This is a genomic window from Allolucifera butyrica (assembly GCF_900476375.1).
GTDB classification, from domain to species: Bacteria; Bacillota; Negativicutes; order Sporomusales; family UPPP01; genus Lucifera; species Lucifera butyrica.
In genome coordinates, this window is sequence record NZ_UPPP01000054.1 from 80,963 (window position 1) to 105,231 (window position 24,269).

Below are 24,269 nucleotides of genomic sequence, written 5' to 3' on the forward strand. Positions count from 1 at the left end.
TTTTTTTATGGGATTAGCGCCCTGCGCCCTGAGCCACGAGCCGAAAGACCGCGCAGCGGTCTTCCTCATGCTCATACGGCAGGAACGACAGCCATATAACCGGAGAGTTCCCGCTGCGTCTGAGTGAAAGACAACAACTTACCATTGACCAGATCAATCATCGCTAAGTCACCAAACATGTGACTGGCGGCTAAAGCGAATTTACCCGAAGGCAGAATGTGCAGACAGGAGATGGAGCGTCCTACCGGGATCCAGCCGGCAATGTTCTTTTCTGCAGCATCAATCACCGTGACGGAGGCACTGTCTTCATTGACAACGTATGCCGTCTCTTCGTCCGGAGAGAGAGCCACGTAACAGGGGTACGTTTTTAGATTTTTTTTATGTAGCGGGCACTGGGTGGTTATAATGTTGTAAGGCTGCCCGGAATTGGTTTCATCAATTATAATGACACCTTCACCGGCAAAGAGATTGCTGGTAAAAGGAATATAAACGCGTCCATGGCGGTCCCGGGCGATGTTGGTGGGAGTACCGGGGAAGTTCCAATCATACTGGAAAATCCCTTGATTATCTAAAACGAGAAGGGTACCGCCGGCATCGTGTTCCCATACGCTGTAAATCCGTTCCGGTCCGGCGGTAAGACCGGAGCACAGGCTTTTGGCGGCTGACTGGCCCCAGCAGTTTTGTTCCAGGCTGGTGATATTAACCTGGTAAAATACACTGTCGGGAGTAACTAAGTAAGCCTTGCTGTCATCGGGTGCAAGGATAAACCGGGCGGGGGGAGGCAGTTCTAGCGGCAACCGGTAGATTTTTAACGCGTCAAGGTTGACAGCCCATAGTCCACCCTGCTCCGACTGCTGGTTGACGGCCGGAAGATAAGCCTTTTTATAGTCTGCTGTAAGAGCAATGCCGGTGGGAGTAAAGTCCGGGTCATAGGGCAATTCCGCCAAAATTTCGCCGCTCAGTCCGTCGACGGCTAACAGGGCGTGCCCGCTAATGTCAATAACCAGTATTTTATAGGACGCCGGTTCCATACTATCACCTCTTTAGAATTCCTCCCCTATACTATGCAGTATATGCTGTAGAAGTTCTTGGGTAAGCATGGTCCTTTTTGTATTTTTCAATAAAAATGCAGTCGGATTACAAAAAAACGGAGACCTGCGTTCGAAGGGGGAAGCGGTCATTTCTTTGTATATGGTATAATAAAAATAAATCAATCGGTTACTGCGGGAGTGTTGTTCATGGATCGGTCGCTCAAGCTTTGGCGCAGCCACAGTGAGGCTGTGCTTGTTATTGCCCTGTTGTTGTTTCTAATCGGTACAGTCAATATTTTCAGTGCCAGCTTTGTCCTGGCCGGGCAAATGCTGCACGACAGCTATTATTTTCTCAAACGGCATTTACTGGCTTTTTTCATTGGTGCTGTATTGCTGGTGTTTTTTGCCAAAATAGATTACCGGCGACTGGTTAAACCATGGCCGCTTCTGGTCATGATCATGGCCGTTCTCGGCATGCTGATGGCTGTTCATTTTGGCGGTGTCAACGCGAATGGGGCCCGGCGCTGGCTAAAACTGGGGGTTCAATTCCAACCGTCTGAATTTGCCAAACTGGCAGCGATCTTAATGGCGGCGGCTTATCTTGGTCCCCGGGTGGAAAAAAAGCAGCCAATTACGCTTTTTTCCTGGCCTTTTTATTTTACTTTGATCATGGGCGGGCTGGTATTGAAGCAGCCGGATATGGGTACGGCTATGGTAATCGTTGGGTTATGCCTGTTATTATATATCATAGCCGGAATTCCAAGGCATGAATTGCTGGGATTAGGCATGGCCGGGGCTGGAGCTGTTGTTTACTTTATTTTTGCCGCCGCTTACCGGGCTGAGAGAATTATGGCTTGGATTGACCCGTGGTCGCATCAGCAGGACAGCGGCTATCAGACGGTGCAGTCCCTTCTGGCTATTGGTTCAGGCGGATTTTTTGGTGCTGGGTTGGGAATGGGCGCAAGCAAGTTTCATTATTTGCCGGAAGCTCATACCGACTTTGCTTTCGCCGTCTTATGCCAGGAAATGGGTTTTATTGGCGCATTGGCCGTAATTCTGCTTTTGGCGGCGCTGGCCTGGTATGGTATTCAAATTGCGCTTAAGGCGGCCGACGGGGTTGGCATGATTATGGCTACAGGGATTGTAGCGATGATTATCGGGCAGGCTATTGGGAATGCCGCTATGGTTTCCGGCGTTATTCCCGTTACGGGTATTCCTATGCCGTTTATCAGCTTTGGCGGGACGTTTCTCCTCGTAATCATGGCGGCTCTCGGTATATTAATCAGCGTGGGGCGAAGGGCTGCCGGCATTGTCTCCTCCGCTCCCGGGCCGGAAAAACCTATGGGGCGGACCCGGCTTCGGTTGGCCGGTAAGACCCAGCAGCCTTAGCAAGATTAATAGTGCAAAAATAAAAGGACTACCCGGTTGGGCAGTCCTTTTTTCTTGCTTTTTATGCCGCGTTGTTCCTGGCCAAAATTGTCCGCAGCTCGGTGCCGGAGAGTGTCTCTTGTTCCAGCAATATCTGGGCCAAATAGGACAAGGTAGACTGATAGGTCAGAAGTAAGCCGCGGGTTTTATCTTCAATATCGCGCAAAATGGAGGTCATTGTCCGGTGAAGCAACTCTCCGGGTATATCCTCAGCAGAAACAATACCCAATTCCGACAAGCCGTTGAAAATGATTTGTTTGGTCATATCCGCCGCCTGTTTAAAATCATTGGCCGCACCGGTACTGCGGCAGGCAAGCAGGATTTCCTCCGCTACGGCACCGGCTAAGGCCACAGCGATCCGGTCGCGAAGATATTCCAAAGTATATAAATAGATATCATCTTCCTGCGTCTGCCGTACATAGCCAAGTGCATTACTGCGGGAAGCTACGTTAACGCTGGCTACGGAGTTGGTCCGCACCAGCTCACTGACCAAAGCGTGTCCGGCTTCATGAATGGCTACCCGTTTTCTTTCATCCAGACTGGGTATTTTGTCCAGTTTTTCTCCCATCATAACCTTCTCGATGGCGCTTTGGAAATGGCGTGGCGCTATATCCTGACATTCTTCCCTGAGTGCCAGAATGGCCGCTTCATTGGTTACACTTTCCAACTGGGCGCCGGAGAAACCGAACGTATCCTGGGCGATTGCCTCCAGCGATACGTCCGTTGACAATGGTTTATTCTTAGTATGCAGCCGCAAAATATGCAATCGTCCTTTTTTGTCGGGAAGATCCACTTTTACCTGACGGTCGAAGCGGCCGGGACGCAACAGGGCGGTATCAAGCATATCCACCCGGTTGGTGGCTCCGATGACGAGAATGTGGATATCGTCCCGGACAGGCAGTCCGTCCATCTGCACCAGGAGTTCGTTTAATGTTTGGTCATGTTCTGTATGACTATGATTTTGGCCGCGTTTTCCCCCCAGCACTTCCATTTCGTCAATAAAAATGACAGCCCCGGTTTTATTCCTTTTTTTCGCCGCCAGACGGGCTTGTTTAAATAGCTGCCGCACTCTTTGCGCGCCAACGCCCACGTACATTTCCACAAACTCGGAACCACTTACGGCCAGAAAGACCGAATCGGTGAAACGGGCGGCGGCTTTGGCAAGCAGTGTTTTTCCAGTACCCGGCGGACCACTGAGTAAGATGCCTTTTAAAGGCCGGATGCCCATACTTTGAATCTGGTCGGCTTTTTTTATAAATTCCAGAGCTTCACATAATTCATTTTTGGCCACATCCTGCCCGCCAATATCTTCAAACGTGACGGGCGGGACCTCTTTTTCACTGAAAGAAGCAAATGATTTGGTACCGGAGCGCATGTGTTTATTAGCAAAAATGAGAAGACCGGCGATGGCGGCCAAAAAAAGGACCGGCAGGATATCCACGCCTTGTAGGGCAAGAAATAAGAGAATGCCTGCCAGAGCACCTGCCAATAGATCAAGGTATTGCATGGGTTTGCCTCCCTTGTACAGCCTGACGGGGAACCAGGGTATAAAAAGAGTTGTCACCCTGGGCAAGCTGCAGATAAATAGCCTGGGAATCGACATAAACATGAGCTGTTACACCGGCATTACTGGCGATTTCCTGGATTTTGTCCGCCATCCGGGGAAAGTTCCCTGTCATAATAGCCTGCTGAAGATAATACTGGGCACGATAATCGATTTGTTCCAATTCCGGAGTACTGCGGTCTTCGACCCGAATCCGAAAAGGCCTGTTTCCTAAAAAACGGACTGCCGTTTGTTGAATATGAACATAGGTCTTTTGAAAATTGGCAGATGGGTCCAACGTCACGGATAAGGTGAGTAAGTTTTTAGGCTGGCCGCTGTCCTGGCATATAACCTTTTTCACACCGTCAATATGTTGCAGGGCATTATTCAAAGGCCGGGTTGTGGTTTGCTGCCGCCACATAGATTGGCCTGCATATAGAATTCCCAGTGTGAGCAGGAGGGCTAACGCGGCTTTAAGCCATTGCTGTTGAGTCCAGTTCACTAAGCCACCTCCTTGTTAACATAAGACATTATAACATAGAGACGGCCGTTCACCTAATCCAGTTTTTTGCTAACGGTATAAAATTTGCTAATTAACATATAATAGGATAATATGACCAATTAATAACTGTGGGAGAACAGATCCATTTGGTTTATCAGAAAAAGGGGGGAAAAGCATGGATCGGGTAGCGTTATTGCTGGTGATTTTTGGTGCCTTAAACTGGCTGTTGATAGGCTTGTTCCGGTTCGATTTGATAGCCGTTCTGCTGGGAGGGCAGGAGGCGGTACTGAGCCGCGCCATATATATACTGGTAGGTTTAGGCGGTATTTGGTCTATTTCTTTATTTTTCCGGGAACGTGGTAAAACATAGGTTGTACCACGTTTCGCTGTTTTTTCCGTGTCCTGAGCCCTAGAAAGACCGCATCAGCGGTCTTTCGGTCCCTCTTCTCTGAAAATTGTATGTTTAATAACCGGCTGTTTAAGTTAATACTTATAAGGGAAACGCAGAAGGGGGAATTCTTGTGCTATGGCTTATTCGTGCGGGAGCCTATCTTGTCAGCGGGCTGACAATATGGCAATTTGCCCATGGGGGCGCAGGCATTGGCAGTATTCTTGCAGCCCATAAGCCGCTGACGCTGGATCCGGACCATTCTATGATTTTTGGAGTGTGTGCCGGACTTAGCAACTTTACCGGGATGGATGTCACGCTGATTCGTCTGATTTGGGTGATTCTGGCGTTTTATCGGGGAATCGGGATTGGGCTGTATCTTCTGGCGTTTTTAATTATGCCCGTAAAGGGATAATAGATAATAGATTGTCGTCCGCCATGCAGGCGGACGGCTATTTTTTTTCTACGGTGACCATTTCCCAAACGTTCACATAAAATATACTAGATTACGCGAGGAGGTATGAACGGTGAGGATACAACCTGATGATTTTCAAGATGACGAGGATAGAACCATGTTTTGTGACTGCGATTGTGATACGGAAGAAAAATGTCTGGATGAAGAGGGGAGTATGCCTGAGCAGGTAATATTAGCTCATTCGTATGTTCCCTGGCAATTTTATGTAAAGGCGTACAGCCCGCAGGAAGCGTTAATGCGTGGAACCTTATTCCCCGAATTATTCGGAGTTTACCCCATTCCCAGATAAATGAAGATGGAGGTGAATTGTTATGTATTGTGAAAAACAAATGATGCTTTTAAGGAAAATCCAGGAAATGAGTTTTGTTGCGACCGAACTGCATCTGTATTTAGATACGCGTCCGTGCGACCAGGATGCGCTTAACGATTACAACTGTGCCGTTGATGTAGTGAAAAAGTATAGGAATGAATACGAGGCTGAATTTGGTTCGATCATGGCCCTCGGCTTTCATGGGGACAAAGAGTGGACTTGGATTTGCGATCCCTGGCCCTGGGAAATGTAATTTAAATGAAAGGAATGGTGAAATATGTGGCAGTATGAAAAGAGATTGGAATATCCGGTGCAGGTGACTTGTCCGGATGTTAAGTTTGCGAAGCTGGTTATCACTCAATACGGCGGGCCGGACGGAGAGCTTTCGGCTTCCCTGCGTTATCTGAATCAGAGGTATTCGATGCCTACTAAAGAAGCGAAAGCAATACTCACGGACATCGGGACGGAGGAAATGGCGCATATGGAAATGATTGCCGCCCTGGTATACAAACTGACCGAGGGAGCCGATCCTAAGGATTTTGAGGCAGCAGGCTGGGGAGGGCAATGGGCGCAGCATGACAGCGGTTTGTTTTGGACGGACGCGAATGGTGTGCCGTGGACGGCCAAGTATATTGCCTGTCTGGGAGATCCCATCACCGATTTAACGGAGGATATGGCGGCAGAGCAAAAAGCCCGGGCAACATACGAACACTTGATAGCCGCTACGGAAGATCCTCTGGCCAAGGCTACGCTGCGTTTTCTATGGCAACGGGAAGTGGTGCACTTCCAGCGTTTTGGTGAAACGCTGAATGCGGTGCAGGAGCATTTGTGCGGCAAGCACATGTGGATGGGGCAGGAAATGAAATAGACGGAAAAAACCTCCAGCCGGCAAGGGGTGGAGGTTTTACTTTTTAGTTTGGCATCGCTGTTCGAGATGTAAAATGCCAAGCAGTACGGCCCGTGACAAGGACGCAATGAGAATGATAAGAAGGAAGCTGTAAACATGGTTCCAGTGAAAATAGGTTAGAATATTAACGGCAATAGATACCGGAAAAAAAATAAAAGTGATAATCCCTGTGACGATAGAAGTCCAGATTAGAAAAGTTCTCCATGAAGAACAGTATTGATAGACCAGCATTAAAACGAGTGGTGTATCTGTGATGTCATGGATAAAAGGACTGGGGATAAAGGGAGTTAAACTAATGTCATAACTCCAGAGGACCATGTTGGTCCCAATCAGATCCATTATCATCCTGCCGACTGCGATGAAAGAACCAAATAAAAGTATTTCTGATAAGCGGTGCTTATCGACGAATCTCCACCATATTATATAGGCTGCGACAGCTAAAATAAACAAACTCCACCATTGAATTGAAAAAAGCACTGACGTCTTCCAATGTGTATAGGATAAATGCCACAGACTGACTTTAAACTGGTGCATCGTATCGATAGTGTTCATGAAGTTCCCCCTTCTTTTGAGCATTCATAAGCTATTGTCAGTATCTCCCAAAGTCTTTTTAAAAATGCGAACATGACCCGAAATAAAAAGCCTCGGGGCTAGACTGCTTTTTCAGAGAATACATCTTGCAGCAGCTAAACTGTTACCTAAATTACATAGATAGCCGTTAACGGCAGGAAAATCGCCTTATCAACGCTCCGCCGTTACCACTTAACCTCCGCTTATGACAAGACGATTCTTCTGCCTGGATTGTTCGCCCAAATGATTCCCGGGTGGTTCCTTGCGTCCCGAGCCCTGCGCCATGAGCATTTTTTATTATATTGAATTAAATTTCACGCATATTGCCCCAATCTATGCGTAGATCTATAAGGAGCGAGGGGGGATCTCAGTGCGGTATTTTCGCTTTGCTCTGTGGGGAATCGCAATTATAGGATTGATGTTTGCCGGCGCGGAATTTAAAGAAGATTTACAGCTTAATGCCAAGATAATAAGTAAAGTGCCCACCGACCAAAAGGTGGTCGCCTTAACGTTTGATGATGGTCCAAGTTCTAAAACGACGCCTGAAATTTTAGCGATACTTAAAGAGGAAAAAATAAAAGCAACCTTTTTTGTTGTGGGTGAGAATGTTGAAAAATTACCCAGTATAGTAGCGCAAGAAGTAAAGGACGGCCATGAAATTGGTATTCATACTTATGGTCATAAGAATTTACCAAGACTAAGCCCGCATAGGGTTAAAGAAGAAATGGAAAAATCAGAGAAGGTGATTACCGTAATCACTTCTAAACCGACATTATTCCGTCCGCCCGGTGGGGCATACAATAAAACCGTGCTAAGAATAGCCCGGGATATGGGATATACGGTGGTATTATGGTCGGTCGATCCTCTCGATTGGAAGTGTCCACCTGCAAGGAGCATAGTAAATTATGTAGTTAAGAATGTTAAACCAGGGGGAATTATTCTTCTACATGATCTTAGATATCCCTCACCAACAATAGGGGCTATTCGTACTATCATTGACCGTCTTAAAGCGCAAGGTTATCAATTTGTTACAGTAACTGAACTATTGCAATATTATCAAGGGAGAAATTTAATATAGTTTAATATGACCTAGCCTGGACTATTTGAGAGACAAGTGCATTTGGCCGGGGCATGAAATAAATTTAGACAGAAAAGAGCCTCCAACCGATAAAGGTAGGGAGGTTTTTACTTTACATAACAAAAAAGAGACGAAGGATCTTTAATCAAGAAGGGAGTATTTCTCGGCAGTTCAGTTTCTGTTACTGAACAAGAAGCGGAGACATTTGGTAAAAGGAGAATGGCCGCATCATGTCGAAAATGCACGAAAATCATACTGCTCACATTTAGCACCCTGAGCTTACGGCGACAATATTTTACCAATCTATAGCTTTTTTAAGCAGACTCAAGAAAAGGTGATAAACAATGCAGACTACTGACCGGCGGAGTCATAGTGAAGCCCATCCTGGAAATGAGAAATTGCTGAATCAAATCAAAGTTCTGGAGCGAAAACTCTTCGAAGCGGAAGCGAAGTGCCTGGCAACGGAGGAGAAATACCAACGGATTATCAATAACGTCCAAACGGTAATATTCCAGACTGATGCCGCAGGGCGGTGGACGTTTCTCAATTCTGCGTGGACAAAGATTACCCGGTTTGCTATAAGCGAGAGTGCTGGCACCCTTTTTCTGGATTATGTGCATCCGGACGACAGGGAGCATAATCAGGAACTATTAAAACTTCTCATTGAACGAAAGAAAGAATACTGCCACCATGAAGTCCGTTACCTGACGAAAGGTGACGGGGTCCGGTGGATGGAAGTGTACGCCCGGCTGATGCTGAACGACGCCGGCAAGATAATCGGAATAACGGGGACGCTGAACGACATTACCGAGTGGCGATTGAACAGGGAGCTGCAACTGGAGCGGGCATTGCAGTTATCATGTAAACTGCAGCTGCAGAGTGACTTTATTAATGACATCGTGAGCGGGCGTACCTTTGTCGACGAGCAGGCGATTGTTTTCGCCAAATCGATAGGATTGGATTTTTCCCAACCGTTATGCTGCTGCTTGGTAACATGTGGCTACCATACGGAAGCGGACCGCAAGAATGACGAAGCGGATTACCGGCAACTGCTCAAAAACAGGATTATTACTGTATTGAGTGACGAATCAAATTGTATCGTCTGGAACGGCCGCGACAATATCGGCATTCTTTATCAGGGCGGAGAAGGCGGGATGCGATTGGCGGGACGGCTCCGGGATAAAGTCCGGCGGTTCTATCCTCAGCTTGATGTGATCGTCGGAGTCGGCGAATCTAAGTCCGGACCGGGTAGTGTATATGAAAGTTACCGGCAGGCGTGGAGCGCCGTCGCCGCCGCCCGGTGCAAAGGCGGGAGCAGCGAGGGAATATATCATTACCGGGACCTGGGTCTTTTTCAATTATTGGCGTCTATCGGACGAAAAGAGACGGCCCAGGTCTTCATAGAAGAAAAAATCGGTAAACTCTTGGACTATGACAGGGAAAAAGGCACGGACTATTTGGTCACTTTGGAGGCGATTCTTCAAACTTCCAATTTAAAAGAGGCTGCGGAGAAATTATTCATTCACCATAAAACGGCGGTGTTCCGCAAACGGCGCATTGAGAAGATGCTCGAAATTTCCGTTGACCATTTCGAAGATCGGCTGTCTCTTGCAGTGGCAATAAAATTGCATAAATTGAACGGCCCTGACTGAGAATTATTTATTAATTTGAATGTAGTTTTGGTTAACAGACTATTATCTTTCAAAGATAATAGTCTGTCGTTTTTTGACGAAAAAATATAGTTTTTGTAGATAATAGAAAAAAATGAAATGGTATCTTACAATTTAAGTAAGCTTTGCGGGAGGCAAAAGTATTTTTGTTGTGCCACTGCAAGGTGTCTGCAAATTTTGGACAAGTAAAAAACAAGGGCGAAAATCTAGAATAACGAGGAGGAAGAGAGTATGGCTATTCAAAATGAAGTTCAATTGAGAGATGGTTTGGATTTAGATGCGGTTAAACTGGCCGATGTAATCGATCTAAAGTTTTTGCAGCAATTCCAGGACGATTTTGCCACCGGTGTAGGGCTGGCAAGCGTAACCGTCGATCCTCAGGGCAACCCGGTTACCAATCCGAGCCGTTATATCAGATTCTGCAAGGATTATACCCATTCGACGGAGTGCGGGGACAAACGGTGCGCCGAGTCGCACCGCAAAGGCGGCGAGGAAGCGGTCCGGACAGGCAAACCGGTAGTATATGAATGCCATGCGGGTCTTATCGACTTTGCCGCGCCCATTATGCTAGAAGGCCGCTTGATCGGCACTATTTTAGGCGGCCAGGTTTTGACGGCTCCTCCCGAGGAGGAAAAATACCGCCGGATCGCTAAAGAAATTGGAGTAGACCCGGATGGATATGTTGCGGCATCGAAAGAGGCGCGGATTTTATCCAGGGAAGCAATTGAGGCGGCTGCTAATGTATTGTTTATTGTGGCCAACAACATGTCGAAGGCCGCTTATCAACAATTGAAACTGAAAGCGGTGGTTAATACTCTGTCCGACGGCGCCCACCAGATTTCGGCAACGATGGAGGAACTGGCCGCCTCTGCTACTTCCGTGAGCGGCAATCAGGCGGATCTGAATAAGGAAATTAAGAATGTTAATACGGTAACAGGTAAGATTGATGAGGTAATGGATTTTATTAAGGATATTGCCGACGAGACCCGTTTGCTGGGGCTGAACGCTGCCATCGAAGCTGCCCGCGCCGGGGAGGCCGGTCTGGGTTTCGGGGTTGTTGCCCAGGAAATTAGAAATCTTTCCGCTGATTCCAAGCAAACCGTAGGCAAGATTAAGGAATTGACGACAATTATTAAGGATTCGGTGGATAAAACCGTAAGAATGGGAAGTGAAACGACGGCAACGATTGAGCAGCAGGCTGCGGCGATTGAGCAAGTAACGGCAAGTGTGCAGGAGATTGCCGGCCTCACCGAACAACTGAGCCAACTGGCTAATCAGAAATAAAGAATAGCAGAGGAGGCGAAAATCTGTGAGCGTCCAACTCGTAGTTTTTGCATTAGATGAAAAAGAGTATGGCGTCGATGTTTCGGCCGTCAACGGTATCTTACGTTCGAAGAAATTCAGCATTCAGCCTATACCGGGGGCGCCGAAAATATTAGAAGGAATAATAAATTTACGGGGACAGGTAAATTATATTTTTAATCTCAGGACCAAGTTCGGATTAGCGAAAAAGGAATTATCCGATGAAAGCAAATTTATCATGCTGAATGCGCATGAGTCAACTACCGGCTGTATTGTAGACGAGGTTACGGATATTGTTAAATTGGAAGAGTCCGACATGCAGCCTTCGCCTGCCTTTGTTTGCGGGGATAAAACCAACTATATCAAGGGAATCGGTAAAATTGGCGAACGAATGGTTGTTATTTTAAATCCGGAAGTGATGTTGTCAATCGAAGAATACGAGACGATCGGGAATCCAGCCGGCGGTTAAAGCCGGGCGAACCAATTACAGGTGATAAGAGGATAAATGGAAAGACCTCGTTGTATTAGCGGAGTGCTAACGAACGGGGTCTTTTTAATCGGGCTCAAACGGATGGATCAGGCCGTTCCGCTTTCGTTCCATTATCATTATTCTGAACGGTCGATTCATTGTCTGCATTGTTCCATTGGGCATTCAACGTTTCCGTGACTAACGCGGCATCGGGCACACTTGAGAAATAACCGGATATCAGTCGTTTCTTCATAAAGCATACCTCCCCGTCATTTTAAAATAAAGGCGAGTCCATTTTTATGTATATGTAATGCTGGCGATGATTATTCCGATTAATTTGTTCCTGCGTTTGGTGCCGGAAGCTGCACCGCGTTTTTTGTGGACAAATGTCTCATTTTCCAACAAGAAATTGCGGTAAATACGAAATATAGCAGGAATTGTCGAGTGTAGTGGAAAAATATATCATAATATCACGGGAGTTTGCTGTCCCTCCCGGGTTCGGTTTAACGGCAAGTTTTTCCCGGTGATAGGACGCCTGTATAAACCTTATTGTTTTAACAGATACTGTTGAACAGTCCGTCTAAATTTGAAAACCTACAGAGATATTGGTATGACCGGGTAAATGTCTTTATGCTGAAAACCAATTCAGAGCAAAGGACTGATAAAATGGATGAGATTCAAGAGATTGAACGTATTATTGAAAAATTACGCACCCGGCTGCATGCAACGGCACAAGGAAAATGTTTTACCGATCCGGAAGTAATACGGGCCAGTCAGGAATTAAACCAGATGCTGAACCAATATGAAAAACTTCTTTCCCGCAAGTGCAAGGCATAGCCGATATTTGCAGGTCAGCTTTCTCCGGAAGCGGAGAAACCGAGGCTATATATGATATATAAATTAAGAAAACCTCCGGCAATGCCGGAGGGATTTTTTATGGGGTCTTTCTTGGCAGGGATATGGCACAAAGAAGAGAATGAAAGTAGGGAGTACAAAAGTAAGATACCGGCTTGGCACTATGATGAGGAGGTATTTTGGTGGAATCCACACGGGATAACAGACTGGTAGTCGCTATTTCCTCCCGGGCCTTGTTTGATCTTGATGAAAGCAATGGAATTTTTGAGACGCAGGGGTTGCGGAAATATACGGCTTACCAGATTGAACATGAAAATGAAACGCTTTGTCCGGGTGTTGCCTTTCCGCTGATTAAGCGGCTGTTAGCACTGCGTTTGCCGCATACGGACGAAAGCGCCGTCGAAATTATCCTGGTTTCGAAGAATGATCCCAATACGGGGTTACGGGTGTTTAATTCCATCGAGCATTATAATTTGAATATTACCCGGGCGGCTTTTACCAACGGCCGGTCACCGTATCATTATCTGGGAGCCTTGGGAGCCGATCTTTTTCTGTCGGCCAATTCCGAAGATGTACGGCTGGCGCTGGACCATGGCTATGCCAGTGCTGCCATTTATACCGGGCTGGCCTTCGTCGATGATAATACGGATGAAATACGCATTGCCTTTGACGGTGACGCGGTCATATTCAGCGATGAAGCGGAACGGGTATATCAGGAAAAGGGTTTGGAAGAATTCAAACGGCATGAAACGGAAAACTGTGAAATTCCGTTGCCGCCGGGACCCTTCAAACCATTTTTGGAAGCTTTGAACAAAGTGCAGAAAGCTTATGAAGGCCTGGATCACAAACCCATTCGCACCGCTCTGGTTACGGCGCGTAATGCACCGGCCCATAAACGGGCGGTTAAAACCCTTCGCTCATGGGGTGTCGGGATTGATGAAGCCTTTTTTCTGGGCGGTTGGGACAAGGCGCCTATTTTAGAAGGCTTTCGGCCGCATATCTTTTTTGACGACCAGCAGACATACTGTCAAAATGCGGCCCGTTTCGTACCGACCGGGCATGTGCCAAGCGGAATTAAAAATATGGCGCTATGAGCCAAAAGACCGCATTAGCGGTCTTTCTTTTTAAAACATTCGCTTTCGCCACAAGATGTAGCCAGTGCTGCCGGTAAGCACCAAACAAATTATAACGACATGCCAGAATCCGGTTTGAGTTCCCTGCCAGGGAACCACCAGGCTCATGCTCCAAAAGTTGGTGACTAAAGCGGGAATGGATAATAAGATGGTAACCGACGCCAAAAATTTCATAACCCGGTTCAGGTTAATGCCGACGGCAGAGGAGAAGGCATCCATCATACTGCTCAAAATCTCGCTGTAGGTTTGAACAATTTCCAGGGCGCGTTTATTTTCAATAATTACATTTTCTAAAATATCTTCTTCTTCTTCATACATTTTTAAAAAACTGTGCAGCCGGGGATCGCTGCGCAGGCGTAGAATCGTTTCCAGCACAATCCCGTTGGCCCGCAGTGATGCAGTGAAGTGAGCTAGTCCTTTAGCCAGATTGAGCAACTGAAAAATTTCCACATTATCAAGCGATTTGCGCAGACGTTGCTCAATTTCATCCGTCCGGTGGCGGATGGCGTAAATATGGCGCAAAAATACCGATCCCATATGATACAGGATTTGGAATAAGAACATGCTGCCTTTATCTGTAGGCAGCAGCATCGGCTTGGGCGGTGTATGAATATCCGGCAGGATATCGGTAACCAGCCGGCAGGAAGTAATGATGTGGTCCGGCGTCAGAATTACCGCCAGCGGCGCCGTATCATAGGCGTCGGCATCATGCATGACGGGAATATTCATAATAACGAGAATGCATTTTTTGCCGATCACGATGCGGGAGTATTCCTGTTCGTTATAGGCTGCTTGCAAAAAGTCAGCGGGAACGCCGGTTGCCGCTGCTACTTGCTTAATTTCAGCCGGTGTGGGATTGACAATATTGAGCCAGGTACCCTGTCCGAGGTCTGACAGAGGAATTTCCACGTAGTTTTCCGCAATGCTTTTACAGATTGTCAGCATAATTTCATCAGCCTTTTTGTACCCAATACTGCGCTTTGGCCACGCCTTCCAGTTCCATTGTATCGACAATGCCGACAATGGCGGCATCGACGGCGCTCTTGTCGGTGCTGGCTACTTTTCGGGCTGAGCTTCCTTCCAGCACCAAAACTGTTTCCCCGTTTCCGGCGCCTACCGTGTCGATGGCCACCCGGATACTCATGGTATTGAGTCCGTCCAGATTCAGGGGCTGAACAATGAGTAATTTATAGCCTACCAAAGTGTCGTCTTTCCGGGTTGCCACAACATTTCCCACAACTTTTCCGAGCCACATAGTCTAACATCCTTTCCCCTTAAAATAAACGGGTATCACTTATTCTTTATATTGGCTGATCCTCCAATTCTACCTATGGACTATCTTGCTCACTGATCAGACAATTTTGTGATTTACGGCCGCCGCGGCAGGAGGCTTCCTGTCTGGCGGGAATAAAGTAAAGGCGGGAGAGGATGTGAGGGGATTGTTGGCCGGTATTTTTCAGGATTTTGTCACTGGTTTGCAGTTTTTAACCCGCTTACGAATTTTTGCCGAATCGGAATGGTCGCCGGAGCGCTTTGGCCGGAGTGTCCGGTTGTTTCCTTTAATCGGGGCGGTGGTGGGCAGCCTGTTGGCAGCGTTGTATGGGGTATTTTCCTTTCTCCGGGAAGGACGGCCGCCGCTCCACGTTATGGCTGTCAGTCTGGTGCTGGCTGATATTTTGCTTACCGGCGGCATGCATTGGGATGGCCTGATGGATACCATGGACGGCTTATTGTGCGGCCAGTCCCGGGAAGATACGCTGGCTATTATGAAAGACAGCCGGGTAGGCTCCGGCGGGGTCATGGCCTTTGCCGTTATCATCTTTTCTAAGGTAGCCCTTTTAATGGCCATGAATCAGGCACTGCTGCCTATCGCCTTATTTTCCATGCCGGTGGCAGGACGCATGGCCATGGTTATCGGCGTCAGCTTATTCCCCTATGCCCGGTCCAAAGGACTGGGCAAGGATTTTGCCGTTTATTCGGGCCGAAAAACATGTTTGATTGCCGGGCTATTGTCACTGTCACTGCTTGGGCCGCTGGGCCCGGCAGCCCTGGCCGGTTTAGCCGCCGCCGCCGTTTTTGCCATTTTATTTGCCCGGCATGTTGCCGGAGTTTTGGGTGGACTGACGGGCGACGTATACGGGGCCGTCAAGGAGCTGTCTGAAGTTGTCTGTTTGGCCGCTTATTTGCTATTTCTCCAATGAGAAACCTGCTTGGAGAAATAATACTTTTTTGACGTCTTGCAGCAGTATTTTGCCAACTGTATTTTTTTAGCAGGGATTAAGTGGTCTTAAGCGAAAAATAGGGTTCAACAATAGAATACATAGCCACCAAACAGGTGCCCCTTTGCGCTTGTTAAGCAAGCGCAAAGGGGAGAATAGGGAAGTTCGGAAGGATGTTCTATCCTGAAACGACGCGGTCGCGCCACTGTAATCGGGGAACCGCCTCTGCCAATGCCACCGGATAACGGGAAGGCGCAGGGGCTGTAATGATCCGCAGCCAGGAGACCTGCCTGTTTGCGCTGACATAATGCCCCCGCGCAAGGGGCTATGCCGGAAGGATAGGACATACATAAACCGCCTAGCCTTTTTTGGCTAGGTATTTTATTTTTTCTTACCAATTTTTTAGGAGGGTTAGAGTATGGATTTTGCCGCCTATGTGGATGAGTGGATTGATGGAATGGCTAAACCGCCGGCTAGTTTGGGCCTGATGGAACAACATGTGAAGAAGATTTTTCTGGCGTGGGGAAAAATGCAGCCGGAGATAAAACCGCATCATCTGGTCTTTGCTGCCGACAACGGAATTGTGGAAGAAGGGGTAGTGAATTATCCGGCCGAGATTACCTATTTACAGGCTAAGAACATGGTTGCCGGCAAGGCGACGATTAGCTGTTTTTGTTTGTGCAACCAGATTCCCTATCAGGTCGTCGACGTGGGGATCAAGAGCGAAGACGCGGTCGGCACTGACCGGAAGGTGGCAAAAGGAACCAAAAACTTTTTAAAAGAGGCAGCCATGAACGAAGCGGAGTATAACATGGCGCTGCAAGCCGGCCGGGAGATGGTCCGTCTGGCGGTGGAAGCGGGGCATAATCTGCTTTCCTTTGGCGAGATGGGTATCGGCAATACAACGACTTCATCGGCTGTATTGCATGCTTTATCGGGAATGCGGCCGGAGTTTGTCGTGGGTTATGGAGCCGGCTGCCATAATAAGGATATCGTAAACCGGAAACGGCTGGTTATTGCCAGGGGAGTGGAAAAGCATAAGGCCGCTATGAAAAATGAGGCGGATATCATCCGCTGTGTAGGCGGTTTTGACATTGCCGCCCTGTGCGGCGCCATGCTGGAGTGCGCCGACTTGAATACGCCCTTTGTCATTGACGGTTTTATTGCCGCCGTAGCTTATGTCTGTGCTGCCCGTCTAAACCAGGCGGTAGAGAGGTTTGGCATTCCGTCGCATCTGTCCAGGGAGCCGGGAATGATCTACGCGCTGATGCTGGGCAATATTTTAACCGACGAGGTGCCGATCCGGGCTAATATGGCATTAGGGGAAGGGACAGGGGCGCTGCTCATGGTGGGAATGTTAAAAACAGTTCTATATACTGTGATGCATGCCGCCAGAATGAGCGATTTCGGCGCAACCGTTCAGGCAGTATCACCGCCGGTGGCATTATAATATTATAGATAGTACTATATTGCGGTATTGCGGGATTTCTTTGCGCTGAGTAAAACGGACCGCCTTATGAGGGCAGGAGAAAATCAGATTGGTAGCCAATTGAATACTATGAATTCGCAGAATATTTTTATTATACCGCCCTGGAGACCCAATCCGTTTTAATGGAGGAGATCCTGTGCAGAAATATCAAGGTTTTGCTTTGGGGGAAATTGTCAATGTAAGCATTTTGCAGGAAATTCAAGACAAGTTTTCCGAGGTAACTGGTTTGGCTTCCGTCATTGTTGATGTCAATGGCAAGCCGGTTACTTCACCCAGCCGGTTTACCGGCTTTTGCAATTATGTCCGTTCCTGTCCGTCCGGTTTTCAACGCTGTATGGCCTGCGATGACCGGGGCGGACGCCAGGCGACGGCCGACAAACGTCCGTTTGTCTACCATTGCCATGCCGGCTTGACTGATTTGGCGGCGCCGATCATTGTTCATAATGAATATATGGGGGCTTTTCTGGCCGGGCAGGTGGTACTGCCGGAGGACAATTATAACGCCAAGGAAGAAATGCGCCGCCGCGTGGCGGACCTGGGATTGGAGGCTTTCCTTTTAGAAGAGCATTTTAACGCTGTGGAAACGGTTCCGGCCAATAAAGTGAAAGCGGCGGCCGACCTGATTTATCTTATGGCTAACTACATTGTGGAAATGGGGATTGCCAATATTGTCCAAAAACAGCTTATGAGTGAAATGAAGGCCAAGGCGGACCTGGAGAACATGCTGCGGGCTACCGAACTAAAGGCCCTGCAGTCCCAGGTTAATCCCCACTTTCTGTTCAATACGCTGAATACTATTGCCAGACTGGCACTGCTGGAGGGAGCCGGCCGCACCCAGGAAGTGGTATATGCGTTATCCGATTTGCTGCGCAACAATTTACGGGATATTGATCAACTGGAAACACTGGCCAGTGAAGTATCCTCTATCAAACATTATCTGGTGATTCAGCAAGTCCGTTTTGGGGACCGGATTCAGGCCTGCATTGATATAGCGCCCGATTTAATGGGAATCCGGATACCGGCCATGACCCTCCAGCCGTTGGTGGAAAATGCGATTATTCACGGACTGGAGCCTAAAAAGGAGGGGGGACGGATTCTAATCAATGCAAGCAGGCAGGGGCTTAAAGTACGGCTTACTGTAGCCGATACCGGTGTAGGAATCACACCGGAACGGGTCCGGGAAATTTTCCGGGCCGAAAAGCGGACGGCAACACGGGGGCAGACGACAGGTTTGGGGATCATTAACGTTCACAAGCGGATTCAGCATTATTTCGGCGGTGACTACGGCGTCAGCATTGAGGGAACTCCGGGGGCGGAAACCCGGGTCCACATATTCCTGCCGTTTGCTCAATAATTTTAGAAGGGAACTCTTACTATGTATAAGTTACTCATTGCCGACGACGAACAACTGGAACGGCAGGCGATCCGGTTTATTGTGGAACGTCATTGCCCGGACATTACCCTCGTCGGTGAGGCCGGCGACGGGGAAAGCGCTGTGCGGCTGGCGGAACGGGAAAGACCGGACATTGTGCTTATGGATATTCGTATGCCGGAAATGGATGGGCTGGAAGCGACCCGGGAGATTCGTATTTTGCTGCCCGATGCCAAGGTTATTATTCTGACGGCTTTCGATGAATTTGATTATGCTAAGCAGGCTTTAATGCTGGGAGCAGCCAATTATCTGCTGAAACCGACGCGGCCGGACGACCTTGTGCAGGCGCTTTTAGAAGTTACCGCCGAGGTGGGTCTGGTAAAATCCAGACAGGAAGAGGAAGCCCGTCTGCGGCAAAGTCTGGCGGAGGCCATTCCTTTTATTCAGATGTCGTTTGTGTATGATTTAATTTCCGGGAACATTGTGGACCCCGGGCATTTCCGGGAGAGGTCCCGGTTCCTAGGACTGTTGGTTGATCCGGGTGTAGCGCTGGTGGTAGACGTGGACAATTTTAAGCAGTTAACCATGAGCGACAGTGAGCTGCAAAAGCAGATCGTCAAGCAGGCTATTTATAAAAACATTTGCAGTGTAACCGGCTATAACGGTCTGGTCACACCCTTTGGCAGCGACAGCATTGTTGTACTGCTGGGATTCGAGAACGGAGAAAATCAGGATGTGGTCAGGCAGAAAACCCGGAAAATGGCGGAAGCTATCCGGGACACGCTGAATCAGGATATGGGAATCAGTGTAACCATCGGCATCGGGCGTTATTATACGAATCCGCTGGATATTCATAAGTCCTATGTGGAAGCGGTTAACGCTCACCATCAACGTTTTTTTCTGGGAGACAGCCAGATCATTCCGGTCGAAGAAGTACCTCACTTGCGGGTAGGCCCATTTATTTATCCCTTTCACTATGAGCGGGCCGTGCTGGACAAGGTGCGCTGCGGCGAACGCAAAGCCGCCAGGGATGCCCTGGATAAGCTTCTGAAAGAAATGTTCGCCAGTCAGACCAGCATAGAAACCGTGAAGGCCTGTGTGCTGGAATTACTGATTGTTTTGTCCCGGGCCGCCGTCGAAGGCGGTGCCAATTTAGACCAACTAACGCTGCTCAATTTTGATGGAATTCGTCATTTAGTCGAATGCCACAGCCAGGAAAAGATATATCGTTGGATGATGGAGTCCCTTGACCGTTTCCTGGATAATATGCTGGAGAGCCGTTCCGGTATGAATCGCCGCGTCATAAATAAAGCCTGTGAATACATCGTGCAAAATTGTCATAAGAACGTATCACTGGAGGAGATTGCGCAGACTATCCACTTGAGTCCTTTTTATTTCAGCCGTTTATTCAAACAGGAAAAAGGCTGTAACTTTGTCGATTATCTGACGAAAGCCAGAATCGAAAAGGCCAAGCGGCTGCTCCGCAACCAGGACTATACGGTCGTACGCGTAGCCGCCGAATCCGGTTATCAGGATGCCAGTTATTTCTGCCGGGTATTTCGTCATGAGGTGGGAGTAACTCCCAATCAATACCGGCGAGGCTTACGTTCGCAGCAAGACAAACTGGAGACAAAATAATTCTAAAATTGAATAAAAAATTTTCATTCTACAAGAAGACTGCGATGGAATGAAAATTCTATACAAAAGGACTGCGTAAAGGCAGTCCTTTTTTGCTTTGCCGGTAATTAAACTGCGTTATGCCGGCAAGAAAATACTATTCCGGAAATGACAGTGGAGTTTTGCGAAAATTCAAAGTTTATTCCGCAAATATGTTGCATGGAAGGGCAAGATTGGCTCAAGGGCTAAGGACAATTACCGCCAATTTATAACATGCCGGGAGGAGCCTACAGGCTCCGGAAAAGAAAGAACAAAGCTGGAGGGAAATTCATGCCGCAGGAAATACCACGGGTGGTGCAAGAGTATGTACCGGGCAAACAAGTTACGCTGGCCCATCTTATCGCCAATCCCAAGCGGGAACTATGTGAAAAGCTGGGATTATCCGCCAGTACGGCCATTGGCATATTAACGATTACACCCTGCGAAGCGGCCATTATTGCCGCCGACGTGGCAACCAAAGCCGCCGCGGTGCAGATCGGTTTTCTGGACCGCTTTACGGGTTCCCTGGTCATTTGCGGCAATGTCGCGGCTGTTGAGGCGGCTTTATCTCAGGTTACCAGCCTGCTGGAAGGCATGGGATTTACCGGTGCCAGGCTGACGCGTTCCTGATATGAATAAAGTGATGCTGATTGGTCCCGTGGGGGCCGGCAAAACGTCATTGGCTGCTGCTCTCGCGAAGAATTCCCGGCCCGTAACTAAGACGCAGGACATTTCGTTTGCCGACGGCGCAATTGATACACCGGGTGAATATGCGCAAATTCCCCGGTTTTATTCCGCACTTATGGTGACGGCTATGTCGGCCTCCCTGGTGATTATGGTGCAGGATGCCACCGAAGGGAAGAGTACTTTGCCGCCGGCCTTTGCCGGTATGTTTGCCCGGCCGGTGATTGGGGTGGTTACCAAAGTGGATTTACCCGCAGCCGACAGAGAAAGGGCTCGAGCCTGTTTAGAGCAGGCGGGAGCAGGAAAGACGGTTTTCTTCGTTTCCACGGTTACCGGCGAAGGGTTGAATGAGCTTATGGATTACTTGCAGAGAGGGGGTGCATGTCATGAGTGAAGCCTTGGGAATGGTGGAGACCAAAGGATTGGTCGGAGCGATTGAAGCAGCCGATGCCATGGTGAAAGCAGCCAATGTCATTTTAATCGGTTATGAAAAAATCGGTTCCGGACTGGTCACGGTCATGGTCCGCGGCGACGTGGGCGCCACCAAAGCGGCGACGGACGCCGGTGCGGCGGCGGCGCAAAAAGTGGGGGAAGTAGTTTCAGTCCATGTAATTCCTCGTCCTCATAGCGATGTGGAGAAAATTCTTCCTAAAATTAAGTAGGAATAAAATGGAGGTGGCCTGTTTATGCAAGATCAGCTCATTGAAAAAGTAATGGATGAAATTAAAAAACGGATGGAAACGCAAACGGCGGCGCCGGAAGCGCCTGCTGCAGCCAGCGCCCCCAAATTTACGGGAATGACCGAGTTTGTCGGTACGGCTATTGGGGATACCATCGGCCTGGTTATCGCCAATGTGGACCCCAGTCTGCATGAGAAAATGAAATTAGACCCGAAATTCCGGTCCATCGGTATTCTTGGGGCCCGAACCGGCGCCGGTCCTCATATTATGGCGGCCGATGAAGCTGTAAAAGCCACTAATACGGAAATCGTTACGATTGAGTTGGCCCGTGACACGAAAGGCGGCGCCGGCCACGGCTCATTGATTATTTTCGGAGCGGAAGAGGTTTCCGATGCCCGCCGGGCGGTGGAAGTGGCCCTGAAAGAACTCAGTCGCACTTTTGGCGATGTATATGGTAATGATGCCGGTCATATTGAATTGCAATATACCGCCCGGGCCAGCTATGCCATTAACAAGGCTTTCGGCGCTCCCGTAGGCAAGGCGTTTGGCTTGATTGTCGGCGCTCCGGCGGCAATCGGTGTGCTTATGTCCGATGTGGCGGTTAAGACGGCGAATGTGGAACTGGTGGGATATGCCAGCCCGGGCGGCGGCACCAGTTATTCCAACGAAGTAATTATCATGATCACCGGGGATTCGGGTGCTGTGCGCCAGGCTGTACTGGCTGCGAAAGATGCCGGCAAGAAGCTGCTGGAAGCAATGGCCGGACCGGCGCCGTCGTCTACGACGCCGTACATCTAAGGATTGGGAGGGGAGAAACATGAAAAGATCAAAACGGTTTGAGGCTTTGGCGGCCCGTCCCGTAAATCAGGATGGCTTCGTAGTCGAATGGCCGGAAGTCGGCTTAATGGCCATGGGCAGCCCGAATGATCCGGTGCCGAGCGTGAAAATCCAAAACGGTAAAATTGTGGAACTGGATGGTAAGCCGCGGGAACAATTTGATTTTATCGATCAATTTATTGCCGATTGGGCCATTGATGTGAAAGCGGCGGAGAAAGCCATGGCTATGGATGATCTGACCATCGCCAAAATGCTGGTTGATGTCAACGTTTCCCGGGAGGAAATCCTGCAAATTACCCGCGGCATGACACCGGCTAAATTTGTAGCCGTATTCAATACCATGAATGTTGTGGAAATGATGATGGCGCTGCAAAAAATGCGGGCCCGCAAGACTCCGTCCAACCAATGCCATATTACCAATGTGAATGACAATCCCGTATTGATTGCTGCCGATGCTGCCGAAGCGGCCCTGCGCGGGTTTGATGAAATGGAAACGACCGTAGCCGTTGTACGGTATGCTCCCTTTAATGCTTTGTCCATGCTGGTCGGCAGCCAGGCCGGCCGCGGCGGCACTTTGATCCAGTGCGCCCTGGAGGAAGCGACAGAATTGCAGCTTGGCATGCGCGGCATTACCGCTTACGCGGAAACCATCTCCGTATATGGTACGGAAAATGTGTTTGTCGACGGGGATGATACCCCGTGGTCCAAATCCTTTCTGGCCTCGGCCTATGCTTCCCGCGGCCTCAAGATGCGGTTTACCTCCGGAACCGGTTCGGAAGTGCAGATGGGCTATGCGGAAGGCAAATCCATGTTATATTTGGAAGTCCGCTGCATTATGATTACCCGGGGCGCCGGCGTGCAGGGCCTGCAGAACGGCTCTGTCAGCTGTATCGGCGTACCGGCGGCGGTTCCTTCCGGCATCCGGGCCGTGCTGGCGGAAAATCTCTGCACCACCATGCTGGATCTGGAAGTCGCCTCCAGCAACGATCAGACCTTTACCCATTCGGATATTCGCCGTACTGCCCGCACGCTGATGCAGATGTTGCCGGGCACCGACTTCATTTGTTCCGGCTATAGCGGCGTGCCCAATTACGACAATATGTTTGCCGGTTCCAACTGGGATGTGGACGACTATGACGATTGGAATATTATCCAGCGCGACCTGATGGTTGACGGCGGCCTTCGTCCGGTGTCGGAAGAAGAGGCCATTGCTGTCCGCAACCAGGCGGCCCGTGCTTTGCAGGCCGTTTACAAAGAACTCGGTTTCCCGGCGATTTCCGACGCCGAAGTGGAAGCAGCGACGTATGCTCATGGCAGTAAAGACATGCCGCCGCGTAATGTCGTGGAAGACCTGAAAGCGGCCCAGGAAATGATGAGCCGCGGTCTTACCGGCATTGATGTGGTCAAGGCCCTGGCCAAAGGCGGCTTTAACGACCTTGCTGAATATGTGCTCAATCTGCTGAAACAGCGTGTTTCCGGCGACTATCTCCACACGTCGGCCATTCTTGACCGGCAATTCGGCGTTGTCAGCGCCGTAAACGACCGGAATGATTATCGCGGTCCCGGCACGGGCTACCGGATAAGTCAAAAACGGTGGGATGAAATTAAAAACATCAGCCAGGCGATTAAACCGTCTGATTTTGACGTGTGAGTCAGGAAGAGGGGTGTATG

The 24,269-nt window shown here is 48.9% G+C and carries 28 protein-coding genes and 1 riboswitch; of the genes, 21 read left to right on the top strand and 7 right to left on the bottom strand.

The features are described from left to right. Nucleotides 1-71: 71 nt before the first annotated feature. Nucleotides 72-1,031: a YncE family protein gene (locus LUCIF_RS02335; protein ID WP_122626263.1), complete on the bottom strand. Its 960-nt coding sequence runs from the start codon at nt 1,029-1,031 to the stop codon at nt 72-74. A 207-nt stretch (nt 1,032-1,238) separates the two neighbouring features. Between LUCIF_RS02335 and LUCIF_RS02340 the strand changes: the two genes are divergently transcribed. Next, entirely contained in the window at nt 1,239-2,420 is a 1,182-nt protein-coding gene (locus tag LUCIF_RS02340; protein ID WP_122626264.1) for an FtsW/RodA/SpoVE family cell cycle protein, read from the top strand. A gap of 61 nt (nt 2,421-2,481) precedes the next feature. Here the strand turns inward: LUCIF_RS02340 and LUCIF_RS02345 are convergent, their stop codons facing one another. Beyond that, the gene (locus LUCIF_RS02345) at nt 2,482-3,966 is read right to left on the bottom strand and encodes an AAA family ATPase (protein ID WP_122626265.1); all 1,485 of its coding nucleotides are present in this window, start codon (nt 3,964-3,966) and stop codon (nt 2,482-2,484) included. Next, a complete protein-coding gene (locus tag LUCIF_RS02350) occupies nt 3,953-4,504 on the bottom strand; it encodes a hypothetical protein (protein ID WP_122626266.1) in 552 nt (183 codons plus the stop codon). Before LUCIF_RS02350 ends, LUCIF_RS02345 begins: the two co-directional genes overlap by 14 nt. Before the next feature lie 175 nt (nt 4,505-4,679). Between LUCIF_RS02350 and LUCIF_RS02355 the strand changes: the two genes are divergently transcribed. From LUCIF_RS02355 to LUCIF_RS02375, 5 genes are all read left to right on the top strand, one after another. After that, on the top strand, nt 4,680-4,874 hold the full coding sequence (locus tag LUCIF_RS02355) for a DUF378 domain-containing protein (protein WP_122626267.1): 195 nt from the start codon (nt 4,680-4,682) through the stop codon (nt 4,872-4,874). Between the two features lie 151 nt (nt 4,875-5,025). Then, nucleotides 5,026-5,307, top strand: a complete 282-nt coding sequence (locus tag LUCIF_RS26685; protein ID WP_122626268.1) for a PspC domain-containing protein — start codon at nt 5,026-5,028, stop codon at nt 5,305-5,307. Between the two features lie 112 nt (nt 5,308-5,419). Then, nucleotides 5,420-5,656 (top strand): spore coat associated protein CotJA, encoded by a 237-nt coding sequence (locus LUCIF_RS02365; RefSeq protein ID WP_207856865.1) that lies wholly within the window; start codon nt 5,420-5,422, stop codon nt 5,654-5,656. 22 nt (nt 5,657-5,678) lie between these two features. Continuing rightward, nucleotides 5,679-5,930 carry a spore coat protein CotJB gene (locus LUCIF_RS02370; protein ID WP_122626269.1) on the top strand — a complete coding sequence of 84 codons (252 nt, stop codon included), beginning with the start codon at nt 5,679-5,681 and terminating at the stop codon, nt 5,928-5,930. 24 nt (nt 5,931-5,954) lie between these two features. Continuing rightward, the gene (locus LUCIF_RS02375; RefSeq protein WP_122626270.1) at nt 5,955-6,545 is read left to right on the top strand and encodes a manganese catalase family protein; all 591 of its coding nucleotides are present in this window, start codon (nt 5,955-5,957) and stop codon (nt 6,543-6,545) included. A gap of 36 nt (nt 6,546-6,581) precedes the next feature. Here the strand turns inward: LUCIF_RS02375 and LUCIF_RS02380 are convergent, their stop codons facing one another. Further along, nucleotides 6,582-7,136, bottom strand: a complete 555-nt coding sequence (locus tag LUCIF_RS02380; protein ID WP_122626271.1) for a CBO0543 family protein — start codon at nt 7,134-7,136, stop codon at nt 6,582-6,584. A gap of 388 nt (nt 7,137-7,524) precedes the next feature. On the opposite strand from LUCIF_RS02380, the gene LUCIF_RS02385 reads away from it, so the two are divergent. The 4 genes from LUCIF_RS02385 to LUCIF_RS02400 all read left to right on the top strand — a co-directional run bounded on the left by LUCIF_RS02385 (nt 7,525) and on the right by LUCIF_RS02400 (nt 11,673). After that, on the top strand, nt 7,525-8,232 hold the full coding sequence (locus LUCIF_RS02385; RefSeq protein WP_207856867.1) for a polysaccharide deacetylase family protein: 708 nt from the start codon (nt 7,525-7,527) through the stop codon (nt 8,230-8,232). 344 nt (nt 8,233-8,576) lie between these two features. Then, nucleotides 8,577-9,884: a PAS domain-containing protein gene (locus tag LUCIF_RS02390; RefSeq protein ID WP_122626272.1), complete on the top strand. Its 1,308-nt coding sequence runs from the start codon at nt 8,577-8,579 to the stop codon at nt 9,882-9,884. A 249-nt stretch (nt 9,885-10,133) separates the two neighbouring features. Beyond that, nucleotides 10,134-11,186: a PocR ligand-binding domain-containing protein gene (locus tag LUCIF_RS02395; protein WP_122626273.1), complete on the top strand. Its 1,053-nt coding sequence runs from the start codon at nt 10,134-10,136 to the stop codon at nt 11,184-11,186. A gap of 25 nt (nt 11,187-11,211) precedes the next feature. Beyond that, a complete protein-coding gene (locus LUCIF_RS02400) occupies nt 11,212-11,673 on the top strand; it encodes a chemotaxis protein CheW (RefSeq protein WP_122626274.1) in 462 nt (153 codons plus the stop codon). 94 nt (nt 11,674-11,767) lie between these two features. Here LUCIF_RS02400 and LUCIF_RS25920 read toward each other — a convergent pair whose 3' ends face one another. Then, nucleotides 11,768-11,926, bottom strand: coding sequence for a hypothetical protein (locus tag LUCIF_RS25920; protein WP_165865854.1), 159 nt, complete (start codon nt 11,924-11,926; stop codon nt 11,768-11,770). Nucleotides 11,927-12,339: 413 nt separating this feature from the next. On the opposite strand from LUCIF_RS25920, the gene LUCIF_RS02405 reads away from it, so the two are divergent. Together LUCIF_RS02405 and LUCIF_RS02410 are read left to right on the top strand one after the other, a co-directional pair. Then, on the top strand, nt 12,340-12,510 hold the full coding sequence (locus tag LUCIF_RS02405) for an aspartyl-phosphate phosphatase Spo0E family protein (protein ID WP_165865855.1): 171 nt from the start codon (nt 12,340-12,342) through the stop codon (nt 12,508-12,510). 200 nt (nt 12,511-12,710) lie between these two features. Beyond that, nucleotides 12,711-13,622, top strand: a complete 912-nt coding sequence (locus LUCIF_RS02410; RefSeq protein WP_122626276.1) for a 5'-nucleotidase — start codon at nt 12,711-12,713, stop codon at nt 13,620-13,622. A 30-nt stretch (nt 13,623-13,652) separates the two neighbouring features. Here the strand turns inward: LUCIF_RS02410 and LUCIF_RS02415 are convergent, their stop codons facing one another. Both LUCIF_RS02415 and LUCIF_RS02420 read right to left on the bottom strand, forming a co-directional pair. Beyond that, nucleotides 13,653-14,606 carry a magnesium transporter CorA family protein gene (locus tag LUCIF_RS02415; RefSeq protein ID WP_122626277.1) on the bottom strand — a complete coding sequence of 318 codons (954 nt, stop codon included), beginning with the start codon at nt 14,604-14,606 and terminating at the stop codon, nt 13,653-13,655. Between the two features lie 7 nt (nt 14,607-14,613). Beyond that, the gene (locus LUCIF_RS02420) at nt 14,614-14,916 is read right to left on the bottom strand and encodes a EutN/CcmL family microcompartment protein (protein WP_122626278.1); all 303 of its coding nucleotides are present in this window, start codon (nt 14,914-14,916) and stop codon (nt 14,614-14,616) included. 175 nt (nt 14,917-15,091) lie between these two features. Here LUCIF_RS02420 and cobS point away from each other — a divergent pair, with 175 nt between their 5' ends. The 9 genes from cobS (at nt 15,092) to LUCIF_RS02465 (ending at nt 24,249) form a co-directional block, all read left to right on the top strand. Then, on the top strand, nt 15,092-15,862 hold the full coding sequence (cobS, locus tag LUCIF_RS02425) for an adenosylcobinamide-GDP ribazoletransferase (protein WP_207856869.1): 771 nt from the start codon (nt 15,092-15,094) through the stop codon (nt 15,860-15,862). A 115-nt stretch (nt 15,863-15,977) separates the two neighbouring features. Further along, nucleotides 15,978-16,188: riboswitch (cobalamin riboswitch) on the top strand. Nucleotides 16,189-16,298: 110 nt separating this feature from the next. Next, entirely contained in the window at nt 16,299-17,330 is a 1,032-nt protein-coding gene (locus tag LUCIF_RS02430; RefSeq protein WP_122626279.1) for a nicotinate-nucleotide--dimethylbenzimidazole phosphoribosyltransferase, read from the top strand. Between the two features lie 175 nt (nt 17,331-17,505). Then, nucleotides 17,506-18,723, top strand: a complete 1,218-nt coding sequence (locus LUCIF_RS02435; protein ID WP_122626280.1) for a sensor histidine kinase — start codon at nt 17,506-17,508, stop codon at nt 18,721-18,723. A 21-nt stretch (nt 18,724-18,744) separates the two neighbouring features. Then, nucleotides 18,745-20,379: a response regulator gene (locus tag LUCIF_RS02440; RefSeq protein WP_122626281.1), complete on the top strand. Its 1,635-nt coding sequence runs from the start codon at nt 18,745-18,747 to the stop codon at nt 20,377-20,379. 309 nt (nt 20,380-20,688) lie between these two features. Beyond that, on the top strand, nt 20,689-21,027 hold the full coding sequence (gene eutS, locus LUCIF_RS02445) for an ethanolamine utilization microcompartment protein EutS (protein ID WP_122626282.1): 339 nt from the start codon (nt 20,689-20,691) through the stop codon (nt 21,025-21,027). 1 nt (nt 21,028) lies between these two features. Next, nucleotides 21,029-21,475: a EutP/PduV family microcompartment system protein gene (locus LUCIF_RS02450; RefSeq protein WP_122626283.1), complete on the top strand. Its 447-nt coding sequence runs from the start codon at nt 21,029-21,031 to the stop codon at nt 21,473-21,475. Beyond that, a complete protein-coding gene (gene eutM / locus LUCIF_RS02455; RefSeq protein ID WP_122626284.1) occupies nt 21,468-21,743 on the top strand; it encodes an ethanolamine utilization microcompartment protein EutM in 276 nt (91 codons plus the stop codon). Before LUCIF_RS02450 ends, eutM begins: the two co-directional genes overlap by 8 nt. A 24-nt stretch (nt 21,744-21,767) precedes the next feature. Continuing rightward, the gene (gene pduB / locus LUCIF_RS02460) at nt 21,768-22,559 is read left to right on the top strand and encodes a propanediol utilization microcompartment protein PduB (RefSeq protein WP_122626285.1); all 792 of its coding nucleotides are present in this window, start codon (nt 21,768-21,770) and stop codon (nt 22,557-22,559) included. Between the two features lie 19 nt (nt 22,560-22,578). Further along, complete coding sequence (locus LUCIF_RS02465) at nt 22,579-24,249, top strand: propanediol/glycerol family dehydratase large subunit (RefSeq protein ID WP_122626286.1); 1,671 nt, start codon at nt 22,579-22,581, stop codon at nt 24,247-24,249. Nucleotides 24,250-24,269: the final 20 nt, after the last annotated feature.